22 protein-coding genes and 1 pseudogene are annotated in these 24,919 nt (G+C 42.7%); 19 read left to right on the top strand and 4 right to left on the bottom strand.

Annotated features, from left to right (window positions below):
• Positions 1 to 18 precede the first annotated feature (18 nt).
• The 4 genes and pseudogenes from nagZ to BV455_RS01710 all read left to right on the top strand — a co-directional run bounded on the left by nagZ (position 19) and on the right by BV455_RS01710 (position 4,868).
• Positions 19 to 2,115 (top strand): beta-N-acetylhexosaminidase, encoded by a 2,097-nt coding sequence (gene nagZ / locus BV455_RS01725; protein WP_218687673.1) that lies wholly within the window; start codon positions 19 to 21, stop codon positions 2,113 to 2,115.
• Between the two features lie 15 nt (positions 2,116 to 2,130).
• Complete coding sequence (locus tag BV455_RS01720; protein ID WP_218687672.1) at positions 2,131 to 3,387, top strand: exo-beta-N-acetylmuramidase NamZ family protein; 1,257 nt, start codon at positions 2,131 to 2,133, stop codon at positions 3,385 to 3,387.
• Between the two features lie 285 nt (positions 3,388 to 3,672).
• Positions 3,673 to 4,185, top strand: a pseudogene (locus BV455_RS01715) (penicillin acylase family protein); the annotation flags it as partial.
• A gap of 137 nt (positions 4,186 to 4,322) precedes the next feature.
• Complete coding sequence (locus tag BV455_RS01710; RefSeq protein ID WP_061579290.1) at positions 4,323 to 4,868, top strand: DUF4871 domain-containing protein; 546 nt, start codon at positions 4,323 to 4,325, stop codon at positions 4,866 to 4,868.
• 66 nt (positions 4,869 to 4,934) lie between these two features.
• Here BV455_RS01710 and BV455_RS01705 read toward each other — a convergent pair whose 3' ends face one another.
• Both BV455_RS01705 and BV455_RS01700 read right to left on the bottom strand, forming a co-directional pair.
• Complete coding sequence (locus BV455_RS01705) at positions 4,935 to 5,828, bottom strand: fructosamine kinase family protein (protein ID WP_409993888.1); 894 nt, start codon at positions 5,826 to 5,828, stop codon at positions 4,935 to 4,937.
• Positions 5,804 to 6,532 carry an NAD-dependent deacylase gene (locus tag BV455_RS01700; RefSeq protein ID WP_061579281.1) on the bottom strand — a complete coding sequence of 243 codons (729 nt, stop codon included), beginning with the start codon at positions 6,530 to 6,532 and terminating at the stop codon, positions 5,804 to 5,806. Before BV455_RS01700 ends, BV455_RS01705 begins: the two co-directional genes overlap by 25 nt.
• Before the next feature lie 156 nt (positions 6,533 to 6,688).
• Here BV455_RS01700 and BV455_RS01695 point away from each other — a divergent pair, with 156 nt between their 5' ends.
• Positions 6,689 to 7,243 carry a DJ-1/PfpI family protein gene (locus tag BV455_RS01695; protein ID WP_042411903.1) on the top strand — a complete coding sequence of 185 codons (555 nt, stop codon included), beginning with the start codon at positions 6,689 to 6,691 and terminating at the stop codon, positions 7,241 to 7,243.
• A gap of 39 nt (positions 7,244 to 7,282) precedes the next feature.
• Here BV455_RS01695 and BV455_RS01690 read toward each other — a convergent pair whose 3' ends face one another.
• Positions 7,283 to 8,179, bottom strand: coding sequence for a DMT family transporter (locus BV455_RS01690; RefSeq protein WP_061579280.1), 897 nt, complete (start codon positions 8,177 to 8,179; stop codon positions 7,283 to 7,285).
• Between the two features lie 258 nt (positions 8,180 to 8,437).
• Between BV455_RS01690 and BV455_RS01685 the strand changes: the two genes are divergently transcribed.
• Complete coding sequence (locus tag BV455_RS01685; protein ID WP_218687671.1) at positions 8,438 to 9,088, top strand: DsbA family oxidoreductase; 651 nt, start codon at positions 8,438 to 8,440, stop codon at positions 9,086 to 9,088.
• A 117-nt stretch (positions 9,089 to 9,205) separates the two neighbouring features.
• A complete protein-coding gene (locus BV455_RS01680) occupies positions 9,206 to 10,648 on the top strand; it encodes an NAD-dependent malic enzyme (RefSeq protein WP_017437642.1) in 1,443 nt (480 codons plus the stop codon).
• Here BV455_RS01680 and BV455_RS20190 read toward each other — a convergent pair.
• Complete coding sequence (locus BV455_RS20190) at positions 10,619 to 10,837, bottom strand: IS3 family transposase (RefSeq protein ID WP_409993887.1); 219 nt, start codon at positions 10,835 to 10,837, stop codon at positions 10,619 to 10,621. The two genes, BV455_RS01680 and BV455_RS20190, sit on opposite strands and share 30 nt — an antisense overlap.
• A 297-nt stretch (positions 10,838 to 11,134) precedes the next feature.
• On the opposite strand from BV455_RS20190, the gene BV455_RS01675 reads away from it, so the two are divergent.
• From BV455_RS01675 to BV455_RS20630, 12 genes are all read left to right on the top strand, one after another.
• Positions 11,135 to 13,279 (top strand): BglG family transcription antiterminator, encoded by a 2,145-nt coding sequence (locus BV455_RS01675; protein ID WP_017437641.1) that lies wholly within the window; start codon positions 11,135 to 11,137, stop codon positions 13,277 to 13,279.
• Between the two features lie 2 nt (positions 13,280 to 13,281).
• Positions 13,282 to 13,725: a PTS sugar transporter subunit IIA gene (locus BV455_RS01670; RefSeq protein WP_017437640.1), complete on the top strand. Its 444-nt coding sequence runs from the start codon at positions 13,282 to 13,284 to the stop codon at positions 13,723 to 13,725.
• Positions 13,722 to 13,988, top strand: coding sequence for a PTS sugar transporter subunit IIB (locus tag BV455_RS01665; RefSeq protein WP_017437639.1), 267 nt, complete (start codon positions 13,722 to 13,724; stop codon positions 13,986 to 13,988). The genes BV455_RS01670 and BV455_RS01665 overlap by 4 nt, the downstream gene beginning before the upstream one ends.
• A 27-nt stretch (positions 13,989 to 14,015) precedes the next feature.
• Positions 14,016 to 15,311 carry a PTS ascorbate transporter subunit IIC gene (locus tag BV455_RS01660; RefSeq protein ID WP_061579278.1) on the top strand — a complete coding sequence of 432 codons (1,296 nt, stop codon included), beginning with the start codon at positions 14,016 to 14,018 and terminating at the stop codon, positions 15,309 to 15,311.
• 100 nt (positions 15,312 to 15,411) lie between these two features.
• Complete coding sequence (locus BV455_RS01655; protein WP_017437637.1) at positions 15,412 to 16,404, top strand: phosphotriesterase family protein; 993 nt, start codon at positions 15,412 to 15,414, stop codon at positions 16,402 to 16,404.
• A gap of 9 nt (positions 16,405 to 16,413) precedes the next feature.
• Positions 16,414 to 17,145: a creatininase family protein gene (locus BV455_RS01650; RefSeq protein ID WP_081162547.1), complete on the top strand. Its 732-nt coding sequence runs from the start codon at positions 16,414 to 16,416 to the stop codon at positions 17,143 to 17,145.
• Positions 17,132 to 17,860 (top strand): KDGP aldolase, encoded by a 729-nt coding sequence (locus BV455_RS01645; RefSeq protein ID WP_081162544.1) that lies wholly within the window; start codon positions 17,132 to 17,134, stop codon positions 17,858 to 17,860. Before BV455_RS01650 ends, BV455_RS01645 begins: the two co-directional genes overlap by 14 nt.
• Positions 17,857 to 18,600, top strand: a complete 744-nt coding sequence (locus tag BV455_RS01640; protein WP_218687670.1) for an SIS domain-containing protein — start codon at positions 17,857 to 17,859, stop codon at positions 18,598 to 18,600. The genes BV455_RS01645 and BV455_RS01640 overlap by 4 nt, the downstream gene beginning before the upstream one ends.
• A 577-nt stretch (positions 18,601 to 19,177) precedes the next feature.
• Entirely contained in the window at positions 19,178 to 19,906 is a 729-nt protein-coding gene (locus BV455_RS01635; protein ID WP_017437632.1) for a MurR/RpiR family transcriptional regulator, read from the top strand.
• Between the two features lie 131 nt (positions 19,907 to 20,037).
• A complete protein-coding gene (mngA, locus tag BV455_RS01630) occupies positions 20,038 to 21,948 on the top strand; it encodes a PTS 2-O-a-mannosyl-D-glycerate transporter subunit IIABC (RefSeq protein ID WP_061579277.1) in 1,911 nt (636 codons plus the stop codon).
• 4 nt (positions 21,949 to 21,952) lie between these two features.
• Entirely contained in the window at positions 21,953 to 24,583 is a 2,631-nt protein-coding gene (gene mngB, locus BV455_RS01625) for a mannosylglycerate hydrolase (RefSeq protein ID WP_245005324.1), read from the top strand.
• A gap of 200 nt (positions 24,584 to 24,783) precedes the next feature.
• The gene (locus BV455_RS20630) at positions 24,784 to 24,909 is read left to right on the top strand and encodes a hypothetical protein (protein ID WP_017437629.1); all 126 of its coding nucleotides are present in this window, start codon (positions 24,784 to 24,786) and stop codon (positions 24,907 to 24,909) included.
• The last annotated feature ends 10 nt before the right edge of the window (positions 24,910 to 24,919 follow it).

Below are 24,919 nucleotides of genomic sequence, written 5' to 3'. Positions count from 1 at the left end.
TATAGGGGAGGAGAAAGGATGTTGTCATTTTATAAAAAAATAACCGCTATTTTGGTTACAGCGATGATGATCTTCGTTCCATGGACTTCACCGCAAGCGCATACGGAAAAAGCGAAGACCGGCTTAATCATTTATCAAAACATTCCGGAAGTAGATGTGAAAGTCAATGGCAATAAGATTTTATTGCGGGCGCTTCATGTTCATCGGGAAGGATATTTCACCGAGGTAACAGAAGGGCTAAGGTGGAAGTCATCCAATAAAAAGGTAGCTACTGTGGATGATCATGGTGTTGTTACTTTCTTCGGAAAAAGCGGAAAAACGTTTATCACGGTGACAGACGGAATGCGGAAAGACCGCATCGCTTTTAAGGTCAAATCCGCTCCTGCATCGAAAAAAAGCGGCAAACAAAACGTGAAAGTGACTGTTGTCAAAGAAAAAGGAAGCCGCTATGACATCATTCAAAAAGCGATAGATGGTCTAACGTTGGAAGAAAAAATCGGGCAAATGCTGATGCCGGATTTCCGCAATTTCAATGGGAAACCTGTCACTGCCATGCTTCCGGAAATCAAGGAACTGATACAAAAATATCATATTGGCGGCGTCATTTTATTCCGTGAAAATGTGGTGACGACGGAGCAGACGGCAAAGCTCGTCGCGGACTATCAGCAGGCAGCTGAAAAGTTCGGTTTGCTTATGTCGATAGACCAGGAAGGCGGCATCGTGACGCGGCTGCAGTCAGGGACAAATATGCCAGGAAATATGGCGTTAGGAGCGACGCGGTCGAAAGAACTGGCTTACAAAGTAGGGCGTGCGATTGGCGAAGAATTATATGCGCTAGGCATTAACATGAATTTAGCTCCTGTTTTGGATGTCAATAATAATCCGGACAACCCGGTGATCGGCGTTCGTTCGTTTGGAGAAAATCCAGAGCTTGTCGCGGAGCTTGGGGTATCTTATATCAAAGGATTGCAAGACAGCGGAATCGCCGCTACCGCCAAGCATTTCCCAGGACATGGGGACACCGCTGTTGATTCCCATCTTGGGTTGCCGGAAGTGCCGCACGACCGCGACCGTCTCCAAAAAGTCGAACTGTATCCGTTTCAAAAAGCGATGGAAGCGGGAGTGGACGCGATTATGACCGCTCATGTCACGTTCCCGAAGATCGATGATACGAAGGTGATTTCGCAAAAGGACGGAACGGAAATTTCGCTTCCTGCCACTTTGTCGTATAAAGTGCTAACCGGGTTAATGCGTGAAGAAATGGGCTTTGATGGTGTTATTATTACCGATGCAATGAATATGAAAGCGATTAGCGATCATTTTGGACCAGTGGATGCGGCGGTAAGAGCGGTTCAAGCTGGCGCTGATATCGTGCTCATGCCGGTAGGACTGGAAGAAGTGGCAAACGGATTGAAGAAAGCAGTGCAAAACGGCGACATTTCGCAAGAACGCATCAACGCCTCCGTAAAACGAATTTTAACGCTAAAAGTGAAACGCGGCATTTTTAAACAAGAAACACCACCTGACACGCAAGAAATCGTCAATCAGGCTTTGCGTGTTGTCGGTTCGAAAGAGCATAAACAAATTGAAGCCGAAGCAGCGGCAAAATCGATTACACTGGTGAAAAACGACCATGTATTGCCGCTTCAAAAAAGCAAGGTGAACAACCTTGTTGTTGTAGGAAATACGATGATTGAATCATTAGGGGAAGCAGTACGGACCTACGTTCCAAATGCGACTGTCATCCAAGCGGCGGCTCCTTTGGACGAGGCGCAGCTACAAAAAGTGAAAGAAGCAGATGCGGTCATTGTCGGCACGTATACATCAAACGTATCAGGAAGATTGCCGTCTAGCCCGCAAATGAAAATGGTGCAACAAATTATTGCAAATACGGATGCTCCTGTCATCGTCATTGGAATTCGCAATCCGTATGATGTGATGTCCTATCCGAATGTAGATGCCTACCTCGCGCAGTACGGTTTTCAGCAGGCAAGTTTCCAAGCGGCAGCAGATACGATTTTCGGAGTAAATACACCGACTGGCAAACTTCCTGTAACGATTCCAAGTTACGATGGCGGCGTGCTGTACGAATATGGTCATGGCCTCACTTACTAAAAAGGGGGAGATTTCATGAGAAAGCGATGGTGGATTGTTTTTTCGGCAGTGATCTTGAGTTTGTCGCTGTTTACTGGTGTATTGGCAAAAGGCCCATCAAAAGAGAAAAGGAACCAAAAACTAGAGCTTGGTGTAGAAGTCCTATTAAAGGAGAAAAAATACTTAATTAAAGGAAAACGGGTTGGGCTTATTACCAATCCAACTGGTGTTGACCAGCACCTAAATAGTGTGGTGGATCTTCTTTACAATGATCCTGACGTCCATCTTGTCGCGCTATACGGCCCGGAACACGGGGTGCGCGGCAGCGCGCAAGCTGGGGAATATGTTCCTTTTTATATCGATGAAAAAACCGGCCTTCCTGTATACAGTTTATATGGGCCGACGAAAAAACCAACCCCGGAGATGTTAAAGGGAGTCGATGTGCTTCTTTTTGATATTCAAGATGTCGGAACGCGGTTCTATACGTACATTTATACAATGGCATACGCGATGGAAGCGGCAAAAGAAAACAATATCCCATTTATTGTATTGGATAGACCAAATCCGTTAGGCGGCACGAAAGTGGAAGGGCCTGTATTGGAACCAAAGTATTCCTCCTTTGTCGGCATGTATCCGATTCCGCTGCGCCATGGGATGACGGTTGGCGAATTAGCCTTATTATTTAACAAAGAGTTCGGCATCGGAGCCGATGTGACGGTCGTGAAAATGAAAGGCTGGAAGCGTTCCATGTATTACGATGATACAGGGCTGCAATGGGTATTGCCATCCCCGAATATGCCGACGCTTGATACGGCGCTGGTGTATCCGGGAGCGGCTCTCATTGAAGGAACGAACGTATCGGAAGGAAGGGGAACGACAAAGCCGTTTGAACTGATTGGCGCTCCGTTTATCGACAGCATGAAATTAGCGGAGAAACTAAACGCACTAAATCTGCCAGGGGTTATTTTCCGTCCGGCAAGTTTCACTCCGACTTTTTCGAAATATAGCGGAAAATTAACACACGGCATCCAAATTCATGTGACGGACCGTCATGCGTTTAAACCAGTAGAAACCGGTCTATCTGTTGTCAAAACCATTCATGATTTATATCCAGGTCAATTTGCCTTTAGCCAAGAAAACAGCCAAGGCGTTTCGTATTTTGATCAACTTATCGGCAATGGCTGGGTGCGTCAGGCCATAGAAGATGGAATGTCGGTGGACGAAATGAAACAAAAATGGGAGAAAGATGTAGAAGCATTTATGAAGATCAGAAAGAAATACTTGCTTTACTAAAGAGAGAGGCCCCCTCTCTCTTTTTTGGCGAGAAGGCTTCAAAAGATGCAATGAGGGCGAATCAATAGACTCGCCCTCGTTTATTTCAAAGCGATTCTAATAGTTTTTCTCATGAATGATAAATAACGGGATTCTTTTTGGATCGGGTGTTTTGATGATTTTTAATAAATTTTTTCGGACATAGCGGCACATTCCAGTGTATAATGGGAAGGTTGTTGCCAAATATACAAAAAATGGAATATCGCTTTCCATTGACAATATATCGTATGACAACGGCATATGGATAAGTTGTTTGAAGGAAAACAGATGGTGGTCGATGAGTTGCTGCGGAGGGCAGAGATAGGAGATGTCTCTCCATGGTTTACGGAAAACGGCGGATTTGCCCATGTGTTTGCGACAGCGCTGCATCATGTCACCGATCAGTTGGCGGAAAAATACGGCGATGATCCGTCGAAGTGAAAGTGGAGGGATTACCATCAGCTTTACTTTGCCCATCCGATGTCAAGTTCCTTCCCGGTGCTGCAGTTTTTCTTCAACCGGGAAAAGCCGGTTTCTGTCGGCGGCAGCCAGGTGACGGTGCAGGCGGCGAGTTTTACGGATGAAGGCATTGTCAGCCATGGCGCTTCCTGGCGGTTTGTCATCGATGTAAACGATATCAAGCATGGCTACCATATCGTCGGTCCTGGCCAGGCGGGTCATTTCCGCAGCCGCTGGTATCACGACCAAATCGACGACTGGGTGAAGGGAACGCATCATGTGACCACGTTAGGAAAAGTAGAAGGCGGGGATATTCTTTAGTACCAAAAGAATAGCTGTCAAAAAGGAATAGAGAGAGAAAAGACTCTATTCCTTTGTTTTGCGGCAGGAGTTTTTCTGTATTAAATGAATGTATAAACTAAACGATGTATACGGAAGGGGAAAGGAATGTGCGGGGGATGGAAAGGAAGATCAGATCGATTTACTGTTTGCTGGCAGCAGTTATTGTTTTTGCTTTAGCGTCATGCAGCGAGGAAGCAAGGCGACAAACGCGGGACACAGAATCCCATGCGGAAGAAACAAGCGTGGCAGAAACATCACCGGTTCATGTGGACGAGAAAGTTATTCGCAATATTGACTGGCGAGTAAGCCCCGTTTTCTCATCAGGCGACTATCAAATGAGAGGAGTGCCTAACAAGGTCGCCTTTATCGATGCACCATTCGTTGCCAACCAAAACGGCAAATATATGTGGCATTTCTGGGGAGATTCCATTCCGGAAGGGAAGCTGACGATCGTGGCAGTACAAGAAGGCAGCGGCGCTATCACACCTGCATTAACATTGGATGGAAAAAGTGTTTGGACAACGGGCGAGCTAGGAGGTCCGAATAACGGAGCAGATGCCCATTTGCCGTCGAATATGATGCTCGGCGAACGAGGAAAATGGGCGTTGCTTGTCTACATTGGGGATACGTTGTGGGATTATGTGGTGGTGGAAGTGAAATAACGGATTTGAGATAGGCCCCCCTTACCCTTCTCCTTAAAAGCAGGGCAAGGGTGCTTATATTTTCTATTATTCTCCGACATACCTCCGCAGCACACGATCGACCGCGCTTCCGTACGCTTCTCCGAATAAATTCAAATGCACGAGCAAATAAAAAAGCTGATATAATTGTTTCCGTTCGTGATAATCGGAAGAAAGCGGCATAAGTTCATTGTACGCTTCGTAAAAGCGGCTAGGGAACCCGCCGAACAGTTCGGTAAAGGCGATTTCGAATTCATAGTGTCCGTAAAATACAGCGGGATCAATCAAGTATGGAACACCGTTTGCGCCGACGATCCAGTTTCCGCCCCACAGGTCGCCATGCAGTAAGGATGGTGAGCAATCTTTTGGCAGCCAGCGTTCCAAAGAGGAAAGCAGCTTTTCGAGCTTATTTCGCCGTTGTGCAGGCATGCGCCCTTTTTGTTCCGCAAGCCGAAGTTGCGGAAGCAGGCGGCATTCGCGGAAATAATCGATCCAATTGTCGCACCATCCGTTTTTTTGCGGTAATAGTCCGATATAGTTGTCTTCCGCGAACCCAAATGCTGAGCCGCAGCATTGATGCAGAAGGGCGATTCCATGCCCGAGCTGTTCAGCCGTTTTGTTCGTTTCTTTTCCTTCAATCCATTCCAAAACCAAAAACCCGTATTCCTTTGTTTCTTTCATGCCGTAAACAAGCGGAACGCGGATGGCGCCAGAGTTTCGGATAGTCTCTAGTCCTGTCTGTTCGCATTCAAAAAAACGGTGCGGAAAGGTGCGGCGCATTTTTATGAAATATGGCTGCTTTTCGCTTTGGACGTAAAAGGCGTCATTGATGTCCCCGCCGTGCACGCGTCTATATCGTTGGATTGGGGAGAAATCGCCGATAGAATGCAGCGCTTCTTGCAAGATCGCTTCCACCTTCACCGGCCATCCCTCGCTTTCCATTCCTTGTTGATCTCGCGCAGCACATCGCCGATTTTTCGCTTGTGGATGACAACATCGGCGATGCCGTCGAGTTCGGTCGGCTCCCAGTTGACGATTGCGATTTTTGCTCCGTTTCGTTTGGCAACGAGCGGAAGCTGATTGGCAGGCGATACTTGCAGGGAAGAGCCAAGCACGATCAACACATCCGTTGTTTGCGCTGCTTGCCATGCTTGCTCGAGCGCCTGTTCCGGCAGCATTTCGCCGAACAGGACGACGGACGGGCGCAAAAAGCCGCCGCATTCGCACGTAAATCGTTGCTCCAGATACACGATGCTGTTGAACGTGTTGCCGCACCGCTGGCAATGCACCGTCCGTAATGAACCATGCAGTTCAATGACATGACGGCTACCTGCCTGCTGGTGAAATCCGTCAACGTTTTGCGTCACAATTTCCTGAATAAGACCGTGCCGCTGCCAATCGGCTAAAATCATGTGCCCTTCATGCGGCCGGCACGCTTGCAGCGTACGAATGCGGTATTGATAAAACTCGATAAACGCCTGCCGATGGTGTTCGAGCGCGTAGGTGCTAGCAAGCTGCTGCGGATTAAATCGCGTCCATAGCCCCGTTTTTTCCGAGCGAAAGTCGGGAAGCCCGCTTTCCGTCGACATCCCTGCTCCGGTCAGCACCACGGCATGACGGGATGACATTAACCATGACGCAATCATGTTTCCTCTCTCCTTTGTGCATAAGTATGTACTTCTATTTTATACAAAATTGAAAAATTCCCCTATCTTCATCTTTCGACAAGCATTTTGCTTTCTCTTTTTTTCCATTTTCGCTATGATAGAGATGAAAGTAAAAATAGGTAAGGAGGCATGATCATGAGCAAAAAAGTATTGATTGTAACGGGAGATGCGGTAGAAGCGTTGGAAGTGTATTATCCGTACTATCGCCTGCTTGAAGAAGGTTATGACGTCACGATTGCCGCGCCGAAGAAAAAGAAGTTGCATACCGTTGTCCATGATTTTGCAGACTGGGATACGTTTGTAGAAAAGCAAGGATATTTGATTGACGCGCATGCAGCGTTTGCTGATATTGACCCAACGCAATATGACGGAATCGTCATTCCAGGCGGGCGCGCGCCAGAGTACATTCGTCTTGACGCAGACCTTCAACGCATTGTTAGACATTTCTTTGAAGCGAATAAACCGATTGCGGCGATTTGCCATGCGTCGCTCATTTTTGAAACAATGCCAGATTTATTGAAAGGCCGCAGCTTAACGGCTTACATCGCCTGCAAACCAGGAGTAGAAGCGTTAGGGGCAACGTATGTATCGGACAGCACCATCCATGTCGATCAAAACCTTGTTTCTGCTCATGCTTGGCCGGACTTGCCTGCCTTTATGCGCGAATTTCTCCGCTTGCTTCAAAAATAATGATAAAATCCCCTCAAGCTGCCTTGAGGGGATTTTTATTTACACGCTCGTGTCTTTTACCAGAGATGCTTCCGTTTTTCGAACGTTGGTTGCCAAATGAACTCCTATCAACACGAAAGCTCCGCCAATCAGTTGTGACGCGGAAATTTTTTCTCCCAGCAAAAACGTGATCATTGCGGTAAATACCGCTATTAAGTTTAAATAAATGCCTGCGTAGCTTGGTCCAACCTTTTTTACAGACAGGTTCCAAAACAAGAACGAAAAAACGGATGGAAACAAACAAATATAGCTGATGCCAATCCATTGTTTCCCACTTAACTCGGCGAGCGGAAACGGCTGCAAGAACAGAAACGGAAACAACAAAAGAATGCTGTAAAACACAGAACAAGTAGTCGCGGTAATGGGAGGGACGGCTAATTTTTTCCCGATGATCGAATAAAGCGCCCACACTACGCCTGCCAGCAGCATCATCAAATCGCCGTGGTTATAGCTCGTTTGGAAAATCCACTGTAGATGTCCGTTGGTTAAAATAAACAATACGCCGGCTAGCGAAATAATAAAACCGATCACATTGACAAACGCCATACGTTCTTTTAAAAGAAAATACGACAAAATCACGATAATGGCTGGGTTCAATGCGTTCACAATCGCTGCATTCATCGGTGATGTATATTCCAATGCTCCGTAAAGAAGCAAGTTATAACCAATAATGCCCAAAATACCAGTGATGCTTAATGGCAGCCAAAATTGCTTCATGATTTCTCCGTAGCGCGGTCGTTCCAAAAAATAGGAGATGGGAAGAAGAAATAAAAAAGCAACGATCCAGCGGATGAACGTAAGCCATAAAGGCCCTATTTCTGAGACGACGTATTTTCCAAATAGGTAATTGCCTGCCCAAAATAAGTTAGCTAACACTAAAAAGATTTTTTCTCTCATCTAACTTCGCTCCTGTCTCCTCTCTTGACATCTCTTATAAATCTACTTCACAATGTGTTGAATATCCTTCTTGTTGCTTCTTTATTCTGTTTCTTTCTTTTCTGCACGCATATCTAGTTGGGTTGTTTTTTTCTGAATTAATGGTAAAAAAGATTTAGAAGTGTGTAATGTGAGCTTTTTTATATAATAATACAAAACAGATGTGATAAGATAAATGCAACCGGCACCTTAGTAGATGAAATAAAGGAAGTGATGACGATGACATTAACGATAAAAGTTTATTCGGATTATGTATGTCCATTCTGTTTTTTAGCGGAAAAACCGTTACAAGAAGCAACTGCGGGAAAAGATGTGCAAATTGAGTGGATGCCGTTTGAACTGCGTCCATACCCAAACGAAACGCTGCGCCCGGAAGGCGACTATTTGCAAAAAACGTGGAAGCAGTATGTATATCCCATGGCGGAACAAATAGGAATTCCGATCGTACTGCCGAGAGTTTCGCCGCAGCCGTACACTCACCTTGCTTTTGAAGGGTATCAGTACGCAAAAGAAAAAGGGAAAGCCAATGAATACAACCACCGTATGTTTAATGCTTTTTTCCAAGAAGAACAGGACATTGGCGATATCGATGTGTTAACAAGGCTGGCTGGGGAAGTAGGCTTGGACGAGAAAGAGTTTCGTGAAGCGCTTGTGACTCGGAAATATAAAGAAGCACATCAGCGTGCGTTGAAGCATGCATATGAAGAAGCGAACATCACCGCTGTTCCGACGTTTGTCATCGGGGATACGGTTCTTACCGGAGTCCGTTCGAAAGAAACGTTAGAAAAAATCATTAAAGAAGAAATGAGAAAACAATCATTTCGTGATTTTGGAGAAGGGATGGCTTGCGGAATCGACGGCTGTGAGTAAATTTCCATTTTTTTATCCTAATAAGAATAAGGGTTGTCTTTTTTCCTTTAATGAGATAACATGTGTACCGTAGAAGATTTTGAGATGGATAAAAATGTAAAAGAAAGGTAGATTGTGATGGCATTACCAAGTGGCGCAACGATGAACATTACGATTCGTCTTCAATTTGAAAAGGACCGTGTTCCGTTTAGTGATATCGCCGCTGCGATCGGAAAAGCGGGCGGAGACATCGTTGGGATTGACGTTATTTCCTCAAGCAAAGTACATACCGTACGCGACATTACCGTCAGTGCGTTGGATACAAAACAATGTGATCTTATTATTGAAGCGCTTAAAAAAATTCAAGGTGTCAAAATTATTAACGTGTCGGATCGGACGTTTTTAATGCATATCGGCGGAAAAATTGAAACGAAATCAAAAATCCCGGTCAAAACGCGCGATGACTTATCGCGGGTTTATACGCCGGGAGTGGCGCGGGTGTGCACGGCGATTGCAGAAGACCCGAGAAAAGCGTATTCGCTGACGATTAAGCGCAATACCGTTGCGGTCGTTTCGGACGGCACGGCGGTATTGGGGTTAGGCGATATCGGCCCTTACGCGGCGATGCCGGTGATGGAAGGAAAAGCGATGCTGTTTAAACAGTTTGCCGGGGTTGATGCGTTTCCAATTTGTTTGGATACGAAAGATACGGAAGAAATCATTCAAATTGTCAAAGCGATTGCGCCAGCGTTTGGCGGCATTAACCTCGAGGATATTTCCGCACCGCGCTGCTTTGAAATTGAAAAACGGTTAAAAGAAGAGCTTGATATCCCAGTGTTTCATGATGACCAGCATGGTACAGCGGTGGTGCTGCTTGCCGGTTTGTTAAACGCGCTCAAAATCGTCGACAAAAAATTAGAAGATATTAAAGTCGTATTGACAGGAATCGGCGCCGCTGGAATTGCCTGCACGAAAATCTTGCTGGCGGCTGGCGTGCGCAATATCGTCGGTGTCGACCGTCACGGCGCCATCCATCGCGACGAAAAATACGATAATCCGTATTGGCAGGAATATGCGCAAATCACTAACCCGGACAACGAAAAAGGAAGCTTGTCCGATGTTATCGCCGGTGCGGACGTGTTTATCGGTGTTTCTGCTCCAGGCATTTTGAAGGTGGAAGATGTGAAAAAAATGGCGCGCGACCCAATTGTGTTTGCCATGGCCAACCCAGTGCCGGAAATCGATCCAGAACTCGCCGAACCGTATGTCCGCGTGATGGCGACAGGGCGCTCGGATTATCCGAACCAAATTAACAACGTGCTATGCTTCCCTGGCATTTTCCGCGGTGCGCTTGATTGCCGCGCCAAAGAAATCAACGAAGAAATGAAGCTTGCCGCCGCAAAAGCGATCGCTTCCGTCGTCACGGAAGACGAACTCAATGAAACTTATATCATTCCAAGCGTATTTAACAGCAAAGTAGTCGAACGGGTGCGGCAAGCGGTCATCGAAGCGGCGTACCGGACCGGCGTGGCGCGAAAAGATAATATTCCTTTAGGGGGATATACAGGGGAGCAAAAATAAAATAAGTGCACATTGCTCTCTCAATTGCACAATAAAAGAGGAGTATATCCATTTGCGGCCTTTTCTCGATATTCCCATCGAGGAAAGGCCGTTCCATTTTTCTTGAAAGCAACTGTGGTTGTAAAAATGAATATACTCTTTAATCATCTGATAAACCTGTTCCATCGTTTTTAGGTCCACGAAGTACAACTTCGCAGTCTTGTAACTTTATTCGTATTTGGTGCAGGAAGCATTTATTATTAGAAAATCCGCCTAATATCAAAAATTAACGTTAAACCCATTATTACTCTTCCTTCATTGCGGAAGAGTTTTTTTACAGAATGATGACAATGGGATTAGGGTACTTTTCGCACAGTTTTGCACAAACATAGTGTGGGGAATTTGGTCTTATAAGTGAGAGCGCTTTCTAATAAAATGAAATTAAGCAATTGTTAAATATTTTTAGGACCAATCCGATTTTGCACAATTGTGCAGGGGGGTCTGACAATGTCGCTTGATGAACGCAGTACTGCGATACTACATGAGTTGGTAAGGCGCGATGGTTATTTATCAGTAAAGGAGTTGATCAAAAGGTTTAATATATCCAGACGAACGGTTTATTACGATATAGAAAAGATTAACTATTGGTTAAAGAGCAATCATCTTGATGGGGTGAAATATGTTCGGACTTCAGGCTTTTATGTAACAGAACGGACGAAACAAGCTATTCCCGAAAAATTAAAAAATTTAGAGGTATGGAATTACGCATATTCCGAGAAAGAAAGGATAGCATGGCTTGCAATCCATTTATTAGTAGAGGAACCACCTCTTTTCCTGAAGGATTTATCAGAAAAAACAAAAGTGAGTAGAAATACCACCATTAAAGATTTAAAGAAATTACGTGTACAGTTGAATAGTTTCCAATTAACCCTTTGTTTTACCCGCTACACTGGCTATGTAATAAAGGGCAAGGAAGAAGATAAACGAAGAGCGATCGTATATTACTTATCCCTTGTTGTCCCACACCAGCAAGATTGGCAAACGGTTTTGGCTAATTTAAAACGTCTGTTGATCCATGATGAGGATGAGTCAACTATAGTTTTAAGTGAGTTAAGAAGTATACTCGATGTCTTAAATGAATGTGAAAAGCATTTAAATATACAATTTGCGGATGATGTTTTGTACCACTTAGCTCTACGCTTTTGGCTATTTGGAAAGCGAATCGTTCAAGGTAAAAAAATTGACTTTGATCCGGTGGAAAAAGAAGTGATCCAACAAACGAAAGAATTTAAAGCAGCACAAACAGCAAGAAGCAAGTTGGAATCCATCTTTCAAACTTCTATTCCGGATGATGAAGTTTATTATTTAGCTACTCATTTATTAAGTAGCAAAGTCCAATATTCTGGAAATTATCTGCAAAGTCATGATGATTATAAGAATCTACAAAATATTGTGCAAAAAATGGTTACAGAATTTCAAGCCTTCACATGTATTACGTTTCCGAACAGGAAAGCAGTAGAAGAAAACTTGCTTTTACATTTAAAGCCTGCTTATTACAGGATTAAATATGGCTTACAAGTGGAAAATCCGATGATTGAGTTAATTAAGACAAAATATAAAGATCTTTTCTTAATTACAAAAAAGGTGATTCATCATTTTGAAACCGCTATCGGCAAGAAAGTTAGTGATGAGGAGATAGCGTTAATTGCTATACATTTTGGAGGATGGTTGCGTAAAGAAGGAATTGAGCCAAAAGAGCGGAAACGCGCCATTCTTATTTGCGCAAGCGGCATCGGTACTTCAACTATTTTACGAAAACAGTTGGAAGGATTATTTTCAACCGTTGACTTTGTGGAGACCATTTCTGTAAGGGATTACGAGCAAAGGGATTTTCATGACATTGATTTTGCTGTCTCGACTGTTCCAGTTTCTAAGAAAAAGCACCCTGTATTTGTTGTTAATCCGATTTTAACAGATCAAGAAAAAGAAACGCTATTGAAAAAGGTTCATGCTTTATTTGGAGAAAGCGCATCACAGAACACAAAATACTCCCCGGAAGCGATTTTAGGAATCGTTAAACAATACGCTGATATAAAAGATGAACAAGCACTTTTGACCGCATTAAAGGAATACTTTTATAAACCTTTTATTCCAAAAAATTGGACGAGAAAACCGGGTTTACTTGATCTACTTTCACTAGAATATATTCAAATTGCGGCGAAAGTGGAAAGTTGGGAGCATGCAATAGAGCTCGCCTCTAAACCGCTTTTACGAACCGGTAGAATAACGAGGCAATATGTTGTTGCGATGATCAATCATATTAAAAACTTGGGACCATATATTATCATCGCGCCGAAAGTGGCACTTCCTCATGGAAAGCCGGACGAAGGGGTAAAAAAGCCAGGAATTAGTTTGTTGGTGCTAAAAGAGCCGGTTTCTTTTTCGAAAAAAAAAGAACATGATGTTCAATTAATCTTTGTTTTGGCATCAGTAGATCCAGAAATTCATCTTCATGCATTATCAACATTGTCAGAGTGCTTTCAGTCATCTGAATTTGTCGAAGAGTTAATTCGATGTGATACGCCTGTAGAAATATGGTCGTATTTAAAAAAGAAAATTAGCGAGGATAACAAAAAGCAAAAAGGAGATTAGTCATGAAGTTTTTAGAACCAAACCTAGTAGCATTGAATGTAAAAGCTAATACACCTGAAGAAGCTATTAGGAGAGCGGGACAATTACTTGCTGATCAAAATCATGTCGATCATTCTTATATAGAGGCGATGGTGGAATCGTATAAAAATAATGGACCATATTTTGTTTTAGCACCGCAAGTAGCTTTGCCGCATGCAAGACCGGAAGATGGAGTAAAAGAAGCGTCAGTATCGCTTGTACAGTTAGCAGAACCGATCGAATTCGGAAATAAACCAAACGATCCTGTCAAGCTTGTGTTAGCTCTTGGAGCTTCTAATAATAATGAACACTTGGAAATTTTAAGAAAGTTAATGGTATTGTTAGGAAATAAAGAGGCAATTGAAAAGATGATCAATGCAAAGACATATGAGGAAATTGAAATTTTTATTAGAGGAGTGGAAGCATGAAGTTGTTATGTGTTTGTGGCCTCGGACAGGGGACGAGTTTAATTTTAAGAATGAATGTGGAACAAGTTTTGTCTGAACTAGGAATTGCGGCAGATGTAGAACATACAGATGTTTCTAGTGCATCAAGCATGGATGCGGATTTTATCGTGACCAACAGGGAATTGGCTGATTCTTTAGCTGGTGTAAACGCGAAAATCATTATTGTGAATAACTATTTTGATCGAGTGGAAATTAAAAATGCCTTAGTGGAGAATTTAAAATAATAATCTTCATATTAGGAGAGATGGCCAATGGAAATCATTAAGTGGATTGCTGACAATGTGTTTGGAACGCCGTCTATATTGCTCGGTTTCATTGTATTTATTGGTTTACTGTTGCAGAAGAAAAAAACCAATCAAATTATCAGCGGCACATTTAAGGCGATCATCGGATTCCTAATTATTGGTGCTGGTGCTGGCGTTATAGTAGATTCTTTGACCGTTTTTGAACCTATGTGGAAAGAAGTATTTAATTTAAAGTCGGAATCTTTAGGTAAGTTTATAGGGCAGGAAGGATTTAACGCGAAATACGGTAGTGCGGTAACTTTAGCTATGACAATAGGGTTTTTAATTAACGTTTTCCTAGCCAGATTGACCAAATTTAAATACATTTATCTGACTGGACATATGATGTTTTGGACAACGACCGTCTTTGCCGGTATTGTTATTCATACCGTCGGAGATGTGTCATTTTGGAAACTTGTTATCTTTCTATCTATTATTATGGGTCTTTATTGGACATTACAGCCAGCGCTTACACAACCATTTATGCGGAAAATTACGGGAAACGATAATATTGCTTTAGGGCATACCTCTGCATCTGTTGCGTTGATGGGAGCACTGTCCGGTAAAGTACTTGGGAACAAAGAGAATGATTCAGAAAAGATCAAACTTCCAAAAGGATTGGAGTTTTTAAGAGATTCTAATGTCATTACTGCACTAACGATGGGAACGTTATTTTTAGTAGGTGCAATCATTGTTTCTCTAAAAGGAACTCCAGGAGCAGAGGAATTAATAAAGAAAGCAGGAAGTCAAAACTTTATTATATATTCGATTGTCCAATCCTTTACGTTTGCCGCAGGGATTGCTGTTGTACTAATGGGAGTTCGGATGTTTATTGGCGAAATTGTTCCAGCTTTTAACGGTATTGCAACCAAGCTTGTGCCAGGAGCGAAGCCAGCTCTCGATTGTCCGATTGTTTTTCCTTATGCTCCAAATGCGGTAATATTAGGATTTTTAGGTGCGTTCATAGGGGCATTAATTTGGCTTGTTATTATCGGAAGTACTGTTGGTTACGTATTTGTACCAACGATGATTGTTCTATTCTTCCATGCTGCGACAGCGGGAGTGTTTGGCAATGCGACAGGTGGTGTGAGAGGAGCTTTGTTAGGCGGATTTATGACCGCAACAGTGGTGGCATGGGGACAGTATATTATGGTGAAATTTTTAATATCGAGTACAATTCCTGACACCGCTATGTGGGCAGCTGACTCGGATATGTTTATTCTCGGGCCTATTATTAAAATACTTGCCCAATTATTCTTCTAGATTTTGTTAAGGAAGGTGGGCTGAGCAAAACTACGTTCAAAGTGATAGAATCTAGTTTTATCTGCTGTAACAGGGTGATTTGTGCTGGAGGTGTTTAAAAATGAGTTTTATTCGTACATTGCATGGAGATATTCATCCTGAGCAGTTAGGATTTACTTATTCTCATGAGCACATTGTTTGTCGCCCGCCATATTGGCAAGAAAAAGGAGAAGACGATTTATTGCTGGATGATAAGGAAAAATCATTGAAAGACGTTTTAGACTTTGCTAAACATGGCGGTAATGCGCTTGTGGATGCTACTGCAGTAGATTATGGAAGAGATGTAGAAGCTGTTGCAGATATTGCAAAAAAAGCGAAAATCCACATTATTGGGACAGCAGGTTTTAATAAAAGCTTTTTATGGGGAGCTAAACTGGAAGAAAAAATACAAAAAGTAGTCGGTCCTTATGCTACCTACTATGAGTGGATTGAAACAGCAACTGTAAATGAACTGGCGGAATTTGTCATCCAAGAAGTAGAGGAAGGGCTTGAAGGAACATCTTATAAAGGTGGACAAGTGAAATTCGGAACAGGTTACAACCGAATCACTCCTTTAGAAGAAAAAACAATACGTGCCGTCGCCAGAGCACATCACGCAACAAAAGCACCGATTCATTCCCATACGGAAGCAGGTACGATGGCCCTCGAACAAATCGAAATTTTGCGAAGCGAAGGGGTTGATTTGTCTAATGTAAGCTTCGGTCATATGGACCGAAATCCCGATCCTTATTACCATGAACAAATAGCTAAAACTGGTGCTTATCTCTGTTTTGATGGTATTGGAAAGATAAAGTATGCTCCGGAAAGTACAAGAATCCATTGCATTTTAGAACTTGTCCGCAAAGGATACGAAAAACAAATACTAGTGAGTGGAGATACGGCAAGAAAATCATATTATAAACATTATGATTACGGACTTGGTTTAGAGTATATCATTTCTAAATGGGTTCCAAGATTTGTCGATGAAGCTAATCGTGCAGGCTTTGACGGTGAAAAACTAATTTATCTATTTTTTGTAGAAAACCCTTCCCGTTGCTTTACATTTAAAAAGTAGGTGAAATCGATGAACTTCGCTTTAGAAAATTCATTCGAGATAGGTAACAAAATTACGAAATCAAGCATTGTTATCATGCCTATAGGTGCAGTAGAAGCCCATGGCCCACATCTTCCGTTATGTACCGATACCATTTTGGCAGAACGTCTTGCCTGTCGGTTGGCAGAAAAGGTTGCAGGATTTGTCCTCCCTGCCATTTCATACGGACAGGTATGGAGTTTACGCGATTTTCCTGGTAGTATATCTATTTCCAATGAGACGTTGATTCGTTTATTGGTCGAAATTGGAACGAGTTTATATAAACAAGGATTTCGGATTTGGGCGATGGTCAACGGTCATCTTGGCAATCAAATAGCGTTAAAAGAAGCAGCAAGAATATTATATGATCAATTTCCTGATTTTAAAATCTTTTATTTTTTCTATCCCGGTATGAACAAAGTTGTCAATGAAATACGGGAAACGGAGACGATTCATTCCGTCTATTTTCATGCTTGTGAAATTGAAACATCGATTATGCTTTATTTAGCTGAAGAATATGTAGACATGAGTAGAGCCATTTGTGATATTCCGAATATAAATGAGGAAGCGGACGTGAGTCCAACGCCATGGAAAACATTTACTCAAACAGCGGTGTTAGGGGATGCAACGAAAGCAACAAAAGAAAAAGGAAAAATAATTGTAGAAACAGCTTTGAACAAAATGGCATATATGTTAAGGAGAGCACAAAATGAGGCTATTTAATATAAAGCGGTTTCAAGATCAGCTGCTGCTCAATGTTTTAGCGAAGGACGGAAAAAACGCTGCCGATCTTTTGGAAGCATCAGATGGCTTTTGTGTACCAGGGATTGCAGCAGCGGATTTTGCTACAATTGAGGAAGCCGTTGAGACGGTGAAAAGTATTAAACAATCATCGCCAGTTGTCAGTATCGGTCTTGGTGGTGGAGGAAAGTTTGATGAATGGAAACGAGTTGTTGATATAGCTGTTAGGAGCAATCCGGAACATATCAATCAGCCATTGGAAAGAGCCCTTTTTGCCAAGGGGTTTTTAGCAGCAAAGCAATGTTTTCCTATTATTACTGCTCTTATCTCTCCATCTGGGGAGGTTGGTTTTGTAAAAATACCAACAGGAAAAAAGATAAAAGTAGAGCCATTATTAGAATTGGCTGCTGCCTGCGGGGTTGAATCCATAAAAGTCATGCCAATGAAAGGGCTCGATCACCTAGAAGAACTTCTTTTCATTGCCAAAGAAGCAGCCAAAAGAGGAATAAGAGCCATTGAGCCAGCGGGCGGTATTAAAGTTCACCATCTTCCTGTTTTATACAAAGAGATAAGAAAAACAAATATTGAATTATTTATGCCGCACGTATTTGGAGATGTATTACAAGGCAAGGGAGAATCGAATCCAAGTAGAGTCAAAGAAATTTTTCTACAACTAAAAGGAGTGATCAGCTCGTGATCGAACGTTATTTTCAAAAGATCAACGAACGTTTGGGACTCGTTTTAAAACATGAAAAGGACAATCTAAAAAAAGCTGCTTATGTAGTAAGTGAAGCCGTTCAGAAAGGTGGAATTATTCAACTGTTCGGATGTGGTCACTCCCACATTTTAACGGAAGAAGTTTTTTACCGTGCTGGAGGACTTGTACCAATTAAACCAATATTTTTTGAACCCCTTATGCTTCATGAGGGGGCGGTCCGTTCGTCCATGTTGGAGAGAATGAATGATTTTGCAAAGAATTTTATAGATTCTGAGGATATCCGTCCTGAAGACGTGTTTTTTGTTTTGTCCACATCGGGGCGTAACCCAGTTCCGATTGATGTTGCGCTGACGGCTAAAGAGAAGGGGGCTTATACGATAGCCATTACATCCTTGGAATATTCAAAGTGCCAGCCCTCACGGCATAAAAGTGGTAAGTTGTTATACGAGGTAGTGGATCTTGTTATTAATAATTATTCCGTGAAAGGTGACGCAATTTTATCCCACGAAAGTGTTTCCGTTCCGTTTTCTCCTACCTCTACTGTTGTAGGAAGCGCGATTTTAAATGCTATCTTTGCTGAAACTATTGTCTTAATGGCGGAAAACGGTTTGGAACCACCGATCTTTTTAAGTGGTAATATGGAAGGAGCGGATGAACATAACAACAGATTAATTGCAAAATACAAAGAAAGAATTCCTATTTTAGTAGGGGCAAGTTAACAGTATAGTTTAAAATGTCTCGTTTTTTCCTTAGCAAAGGATTGCCGCGCCTTCGCTGGCAATCCTTTTTGATATCCATCGCCTCTAGAACAAGTTCATCCAGTGATAAAACCCTCAGACCATTACCATAAACAGCGAATACCCAACAAATGAATATATATGCTTCCATTCGAAGCTGTGGACAAACCATCCTATTGTCTCTGCCTGTTTTTCGATCCATGTCATTAGCAGGCCCATTGTGATGAGAAAACCTCCTCGTTGCCATGGATGAAACCTTGCCATTACATAAAGAAAAAAGTGACAAAGAGCGGAAGGCCGATTAAGGTGAAGATTTCCGTTGTTAACGTTAAGTCACTATGAAAAGAAGTTTGGATCGCTTCCGACGTGAAAATAGGAGGGAAGAGCTGGAATTTGCTATGGAATATTGAATATTGGCCGCTTTGAGATTTGCTTAAAAGTAATCTCTAGACATTTGCTGTGTGATGAGGGAACCATCTCTAATTTTTCTTTGCATATATTGCCTATATTGTTGTTAAATACGTTAATGGAGAGATTATGGCAATGGGGGATAAGGATAATGAAGTTTGAAGAAAAAGTGCAATTTTATGCCGATAAGCTAAATGATACAGAAGATCAAATTGTCGAGTATATTTTGCAACACCGTCATGAAGTCACTAACATGTCCATTCAGAAATTAGCAGAAAATTTGTATACGGTCCCTAATACGATTGTCCGCTTGGCAAAAAAACTAGGATATAAAGGGTTTTCAGAATTAAAAGCGGCGTTAGTATTAGAAAATCAGGCGGAAATGGTGCAGATGACGGAAGTGCCGTTACATATATTGAAAACATATGAGATGATGGACATCGATACGATAGATGTGGCAGTGCGGAAAATGCATGAATCTAAGCGAGTTTTATTCTACGGAATAGGAGACTCGGCATATTTTTGTGAAATGATGGCAAAAAATTTACGATGTGTCGGCAAACAGGCGGAATTTTTTACACAGCGGCATGACATGATTTATAGTGCGGACCGCTGCGACCAGAAAGATCTTCTTTTTGTTATTAGTTTATCCGGAGAAACAAAACAAGTGCTGGAAGCGGTGACAATTGCGAAACAAAGAGGAGTTTTTATCATCAGCATGACGCATTTAAGCGAAAATTCGCTTGCCAATTTGGCCGATCTGCGTCTTTATTGTTGGGCTCCTAAACAGTTTTTGAATAAGTATGATATTACGGATCGAACTTCATTATTGATTATGTTAAGAAAAATAAGCGAACGTTATTGGCAAATGTATGGATGATGTGTATAAATACACAAACAGTATGGTTTCCGTAGGCAATGTTGTGAAAAAGTAAGAAGATTTCCGTCTTCTTATTTTTTTTATTTTATAATAAAAGCCGATAAGGGGGATTAGGAAAGGGTGTGAAGGGAATGGAACTGAGGAAGTTGACGAATGTTCATTTAATTGATGTCGGTGTAGCGTTATCGACAAAGGAAGAAGTAATTTGGTATTTGACTGAGAAGTTAGCGCAGGAAGGGAAATTACATTCTGCAGAAGAGTTTTACCAAGATGTATTAAAACGCGAAGCGTTATCTCCAACCGGACTGGAAGCAGGACTGGCGATTCCACACGGAAAGTCGCGTGCAGTGAAATCCGCTTCCTTTGCTGTTGCCAAGTTGAAGAAGCCAATTGAAAACTGGGAGAGCATCGTTGAACACAATAAAGTCAGTCTTGTCTTTTTGTTAGCGATTCCAGAAGAAGAAGCGGGATCGACCCACATTGAGCTGCTAGCGGAGCTGGCAAAAAGGCTTTCTCATGCCGGATATCGAAAGCGGTTACAAAATTGTGCAAGCGCCGAAGAACTATATGATGCGTTAGATGATGTAGAGGAGAAAAACGAGAACGAAATGGTGCCATCTGCCCAAACCATCGTTGCGGTGACGGCGTGTCCGGCAGGCATTGCCCACACGTATATGGCAGCCGAGGCATTGCAAAAAGCGGGGCAAGAACTTGGTGTTACTGTTTATGTTGAAAAGCAGGGAGCAAATGGCATTGAAGACCGCCACACGGATGAACAGCTGCAAAAAGCAGATGCAGCCATTTTCGCCGCGGATGTAGCGGTAAAAAATGAGGAGAGGTTCTCCCATCTTCCAATCTACCGCACGACGGTGGCTGCACCGTTAAAAGATGCAAAAGAAGTGATTCAAAAGGCGCTAGAAGCAGCAAAAACGAAGGAGAAAACAGAATACAAGCCGCAAAAAAGAGAACGTCAATCGGAAACTGTATCATGGAAAACCGAGGTAAAAAATTCTATTTTAACAGGTATTTCTCACATTATCCCGATCATTGTGGCGGGAGGAATGATTTTAGCTTTTACCGTTTTGGTAGCACAGGCGTTCCATTTGCAACAGTTGTATGATACAGAAAATTCATGGTTATGGATGCTTCGGAAATTAGGCGGAAATATGCTTGGAACGCTGATGATCCCTGTCTTATCTGCGTACATGGCTTACGCTATCGCCGATAAACCGGCATTAGGTCCAGGTTTTGCCGCAGGGATTGCCGCAAGTATGATTAACAGTGGATTTTTGGGAGGAATGCTCGGCGGATTTTTGGCAGGTTACTTTATGAAACTGTTGAAGAAACAGTTGCCGCCGAAAGGAGCGTTTTCCGGATTTATCAGCTTTTGGGTGTATCCAGTTGTAGGCTCACTTGTTGTTGGAATATTGATGCTGTTTGTGATTGGAAAACCGGTTGCGGGGTTAAACAATTTATTGCTGCATTGGCTAGACAATCTTTCAGGAAGCAATGCCATTATTCTTGGCGCGATTTTAGGAATCATGGTTTCCTTCGATTTAGGGGGGCCTGTCAATAAGGCCGCCTATACGTTCTGCATCGGTGCGATGGCCAGCGGCAATTTTATTCCGTACGCCGCTTTTGCCTCGGTAAAAATGGTTTCTGCTTTCTCCGTAACAGCAGCCACATTGTTATTTAAACGTTATTTTGAAGAGTACGAGCGCGAAGTTGGTAAATCAACTTGGATTCTTGGTTTGGCCGGTATTACCGAAGGTGCCATTCCGTTTATGATTAACGATCCTATCCGGGTGATCCCATCCCTTTGCATTGGTTCTGCTATTACAGGAGCGATCGTAACCGCGTCTCATATCGGTCTAAACGTTCCGGGAGCAGGAATTTTCTCCTTGTTTGTGCTGCAAGGTGCACCTTTATGGAAAGCCGGAATGATTTGGCTAGGCGCAGCGCTTATCGGCGCATTTATTTCCATGATACTTTTAGTGGTTACTCGTATTCATAAATTAAAGAAGCAACAAGGGTTAAGTTAGCGGGGTGGATAGATTGAAACAATATGTTCACATTGTCCCTCACATGCATTGGGACCGCGAATGGTACTTTTCCACAGAGGAGTCGCGCATTCTGCTTGTCAATAACATGGAAGAAATATTAGAGATGCTCGAAACGAATCCAGATTATCCGTATTACGTCTTGGATGGGCAGACAGTGGTTTTAGAAGATTATCTTGCGGTAAAACCGGAATATAAGGAACGAATCCGCAGTTTAGTCCAGCAAGGAAAGCTAATCATCGGTCCGTGGTATACGCAGACGGATGAAATGGTCGTCGGCGGAGAATCGATTGTCCGTAACTTGTTATATGGATTGAAAGATTGCCAAGAGTTCGGTGAGCCGATGAAAATCGGCTATCTTCCGGATTCGTTTGGGCAGTCTGCCCAGCTCCCGCAAATACTCAACGGCTTTGGCATTCATCGGGCCATCTTCTGGCGGGGAATTTCCGAACGACACGGCACAGACCGGACAGAGTTTTATTGGATGAGTGACGACGGCTCCAAAGTGCTTGTGCAAGTATTTCCATTAGGCTATGCCATCGGGAAGTATCTCCCGACTGATGAAGCAACATTAAAGGAACGGATGGATAAATATTTTTCCGTATTAGATAAGAGAGCGACAACCGACCATATTATTATTCCAAACGGGCACGACCAAATGCCGATTCAAAAAAATATTTTCGAAGTTATCGAACAGCTGCGCAAGTTGTATCCGGAAAGAAAATTTTTCTTAAGCCGCTATGAGCATGTTTTTGAGGAGCTAGAAAAACAGGAAGGCCTCGCAACAATTAAAGGAGAATTTTTAGATGGCAAATATATGCGCGTACACCGCAGCATTTACTCGACACGTATGGATATTAAAGCAGCAAACGCAAGAATGGAAAATAAGATAACCAATATTTTAGAGCCGTTGGCAGCGATCGCATCGACGCTAGGGTTTTCTTATCATCATCAATTGATCGAACTCATTTGGAAGGAAATGATGAAAAACCATGCGCACGATAGCATCGGGTGCTGCTGTTCCGATAAAGTCCACCGCGAAATTATGGCGAGATTTTTCATCGCGGAGGAGAAGACAGATCGTTTGATTTCCTTCTATATGAGAAAAATCGCCGATGCGATGCCATCCGATCGATCAATTGACAAGCTGGTGGTATACAATTTGCTTCCTTATGAAAGAAATGAGCCAATTCAAGCAGAAATTACGACAAAATGGAAGAACTTTACGCTAGTCGATGAAACGGGAAAAGAAATTTATTTTGAAGTAGTGGATAAAAAAATAGTGGATCCGGGCTTAATTGATCGCCAAATTGTCCATTACGGAAACTATGATCCGTTTGTCCGCTATACCATTCAGTTTCAAGACCGCATTCCGGCAATGGGATATAAAGCGTATTTCGTTCAAGAAACAGATCACATCATGATAGAGAAACAGCCTGAATCAGTGCCGCAAATTGATACGAATTTTTATACGATCACGGTAAACGAAAACGGCACGCTGAATATTTATGATAAACAATTACATCGAACCTTCAGCGACGTGTTGTTAATAGAAGATATGGCGGATGACGGCGATGAATACGATTATTCTCCTTTATTAGACGATTTCGTCGTGCATAGCAAAGATGTAAAAGCAAAGTACTCGTTAAGACAAAATCAATATTTCGCCTACGCTGATATCGAATACCGCCTGCCGGTGCCGGCGGACATCGAGAGCCGCAAGGCAAAACGCTGCGACAGCTTTATCGATGTTGCGATCCATTTGACGATTCCGATGAACCAGCCGCGTATTGATATTCAAATAGAAGTAGAGAATGCGGCGAAAGATCATAGAGTAAGAGTGTACGTTCCAACCGGAATTCCATCGACCCATTCTATCGCGGATAACCAATTTGGCACGATCAAAAGACCGGTCGTCGATCCAGCCATAGAAGTATGGGAGAAAGAGCAATGGGATGAGCGGCCGGATGCCATTTATCCAATGTTAACCTATGTCGGGTTATCCAACGAGGATGGCGGCGTAGCCGTATTAACCAACAGCACAAGGGAATATGAAATTGTTGGAGAACACTATGACACGATTGCGGTGACGCTGTTCCGAAGCGTAGGATATCTTGGAAAAGAAGAGCTAGTCAGAAGGCCGGGGCGTCCTTCGGGAATTAAGCTGGAAACTCCTGATTCACAAATGATCGGAACAAATCGTGTGCATATCGCACTGACAACGCATAAAGGAACGACCGAACAGGCGAACGTGGCAAAAATCGCTAAGCAATTTTTAACACCATTGTATACGTATAATAAAATGCCGTATGATGCGATGAAATTAAATCCGGTTGATTTCCATGTGCCATATCATTACAGCCTATTTGCGCAAACGGATTCGGACATCGTTTTAAGTACAGTAAAGCGAAGTGAAGATAACAGCGGCATTATCATTCGTTTTTATAATCCTGCACAAGGGGAGAAAATGGCGCAATTTCAGTGGAATCATGCACTCTCCCATATTTACCGCACCAATTTAAATGAAAAGCCGATCGACGCCATTGCGTATGATTCACGCGGCCGGTTTGAAGTAACAGTAAAACAAAATCAAGTGCAAACTGTTTTGATTATATAATCTAAACGATATAAAAGGCGGTTCAATAGCTGGTTTCGGCTTTTGGGCCGCATTCTTTTTTGCCTTATAAGGAATCATCTGACCCATCTTTCCCTATTCCTGAATTCGTTGGTCAAGGGGAAACGCTTGTATTTAGAAAACACTAATTTGAAAAGAATATTTTCAGCCGCTTTAACCATGCCGGCTGGAGACCAGATCCGTTGCAAGGAGAAAACTTCTGCAAAAAGTTTGATGAATGGTTTTCGACATTTCGCCTCTCTCTGTTGGCGTATTGGACGGATGGCAGTTTAGCAGAAAGTACATCAGCAGAGCAAACGATTTCTTGAAAAAATAGTC

The organism is Parageobacillus caldoxylosilyticus (genome assembly GCF_019272935.1).
GTDB lineage: Bacteria > Bacillota > Bacilli > Bacillales > Anoxybacillaceae > Saccharococcus > Saccharococcus caldoxylosilyticus.
Note: the sequence above shows the minus strand (reverse complement) of the source record. Positions and strands in the feature narration are given on the sequence as shown.

What these genes read in the sequence shown, in the direction of transcription:
- BV455_RS01675 (WP_017437641.1), top strand. Translation starts at nt 11,135, where the DNA reads ATGTCGCTTGATGAACGCAGTACTGCGATACTACATGAGTTGGTAAGG.
- BV455_RS01650 (WP_081162547.1), top strand. Translation starts at nt 16,414, where the DNA reads ATGAACTTCGCTTTAGAAAATTCATTCGAGATAGGTAACAAAATTACG.
- BV455_RS01710 (WP_061579290.1), top strand. Translation starts at nt 4,323, where the DNA reads ATGGAAAGGAAGATCAGATCGATTTACTGTTTGCTGGCAGCAGTTATT.
- BV455_RS01680 (WP_017437642.1), top strand. Translation starts at nt 9,206, where the DNA reads ATGGCATTACCAAGTGGCGCAACGATGAACATTACGATTCGTCTTCAA.
- nagZ (WP_218687673.1), top strand. Translation starts at nt 19, where the DNA reads ATGTTGTCATTTTATAAAAAAATAACCGCTATTTTGGTTACAGCGATG.
- BV455_RS01645 (WP_081162544.1), top strand. Translation starts at nt 17,132, where the DNA reads ATGAGGCTATTTAATATAAAGCGGTTTCAAGATCAGCTGCTGCTCAAT.
- BV455_RS01690 (WP_061579280.1), bottom strand. Translation starts at nt 8,179, where the DNA reads ATGAGAGAAAAAATCTTTTTAGTGTTAGCTAACTTATTTTGGGCAGGC.
- BV455_RS01695 (WP_042411903.1), top strand. Translation starts at nt 6,689, where the DNA reads ATGAGCAAAAAAGTATTGATTGTAACGGGAGATGCGGTAGAAGCGTTG.
- BV455_RS01635 (WP_017437632.1), top strand. Translation starts at nt 19,178, where the DNA reads ATGAAGTTTGAAGAAAAAGTGCAATTTTATGCCGATAAGCTAAATGAT.
- BV455_RS01700 (WP_061579281.1), bottom strand. Translation starts at nt 6,532, where the DNA reads ATGATTGCGTCATGGTTAATGTCATCCCGTCATGCCGTGGTGCTGACC.
- mngA (WP_061579277.1), top strand. Translation starts at nt 20,038, where the DNA reads ATGGAACTGAGGAAGTTGACGAATGTTCATTTAATTGATGTCGGTGTA.
- BV455_RS01670 (WP_017437640.1), top strand. Translation starts at nt 13,282, where the DNA reads ATGAAGTTTTTAGAACCAAACCTAGTAGCATTGAATGTAAAAGCTAAT.
- BV455_RS01705 (WP_409993888.1), bottom strand. Translation starts at nt 5,828, where the DNA reads ATGGAAAGCGAGGGATGGCCGGTGAAGGTGGAAGCGATCTTGCAAGAA.
- BV455_RS01685 (WP_218687671.1), top strand. Translation starts at nt 8,438, where the DNA reads ATGACATTAACGATAAAAGTTTATTCGGATTATGTATGTCCATTCTGT.
- BV455_RS01660 (WP_061579278.1), top strand. Translation starts at nt 14,016, where the DNA reads ATGGAAATCATTAAGTGGATTGCTGACAATGTGTTTGGAACGCCGTCT.
- BV455_RS01720 (WP_218687672.1), top strand. Translation starts at nt 2,131, where the DNA reads ATGAGAAAGCGATGGTGGATTGTTTTTTCGGCAGTGATCTTGAGTTTG.
- BV455_RS01655 (WP_017437637.1), top strand. Translation starts at nt 15,412, where the DNA reads ATGAGTTTTATTCGTACATTGCATGGAGATATTCATCCTGAGCAGTTA.
- BV455_RS01665 (WP_017437639.1), top strand. Translation starts at nt 13,722, where the DNA reads ATGAAGTTGTTATGTGTTTGTGGCCTCGGACAGGGGACGAGTTTAATT.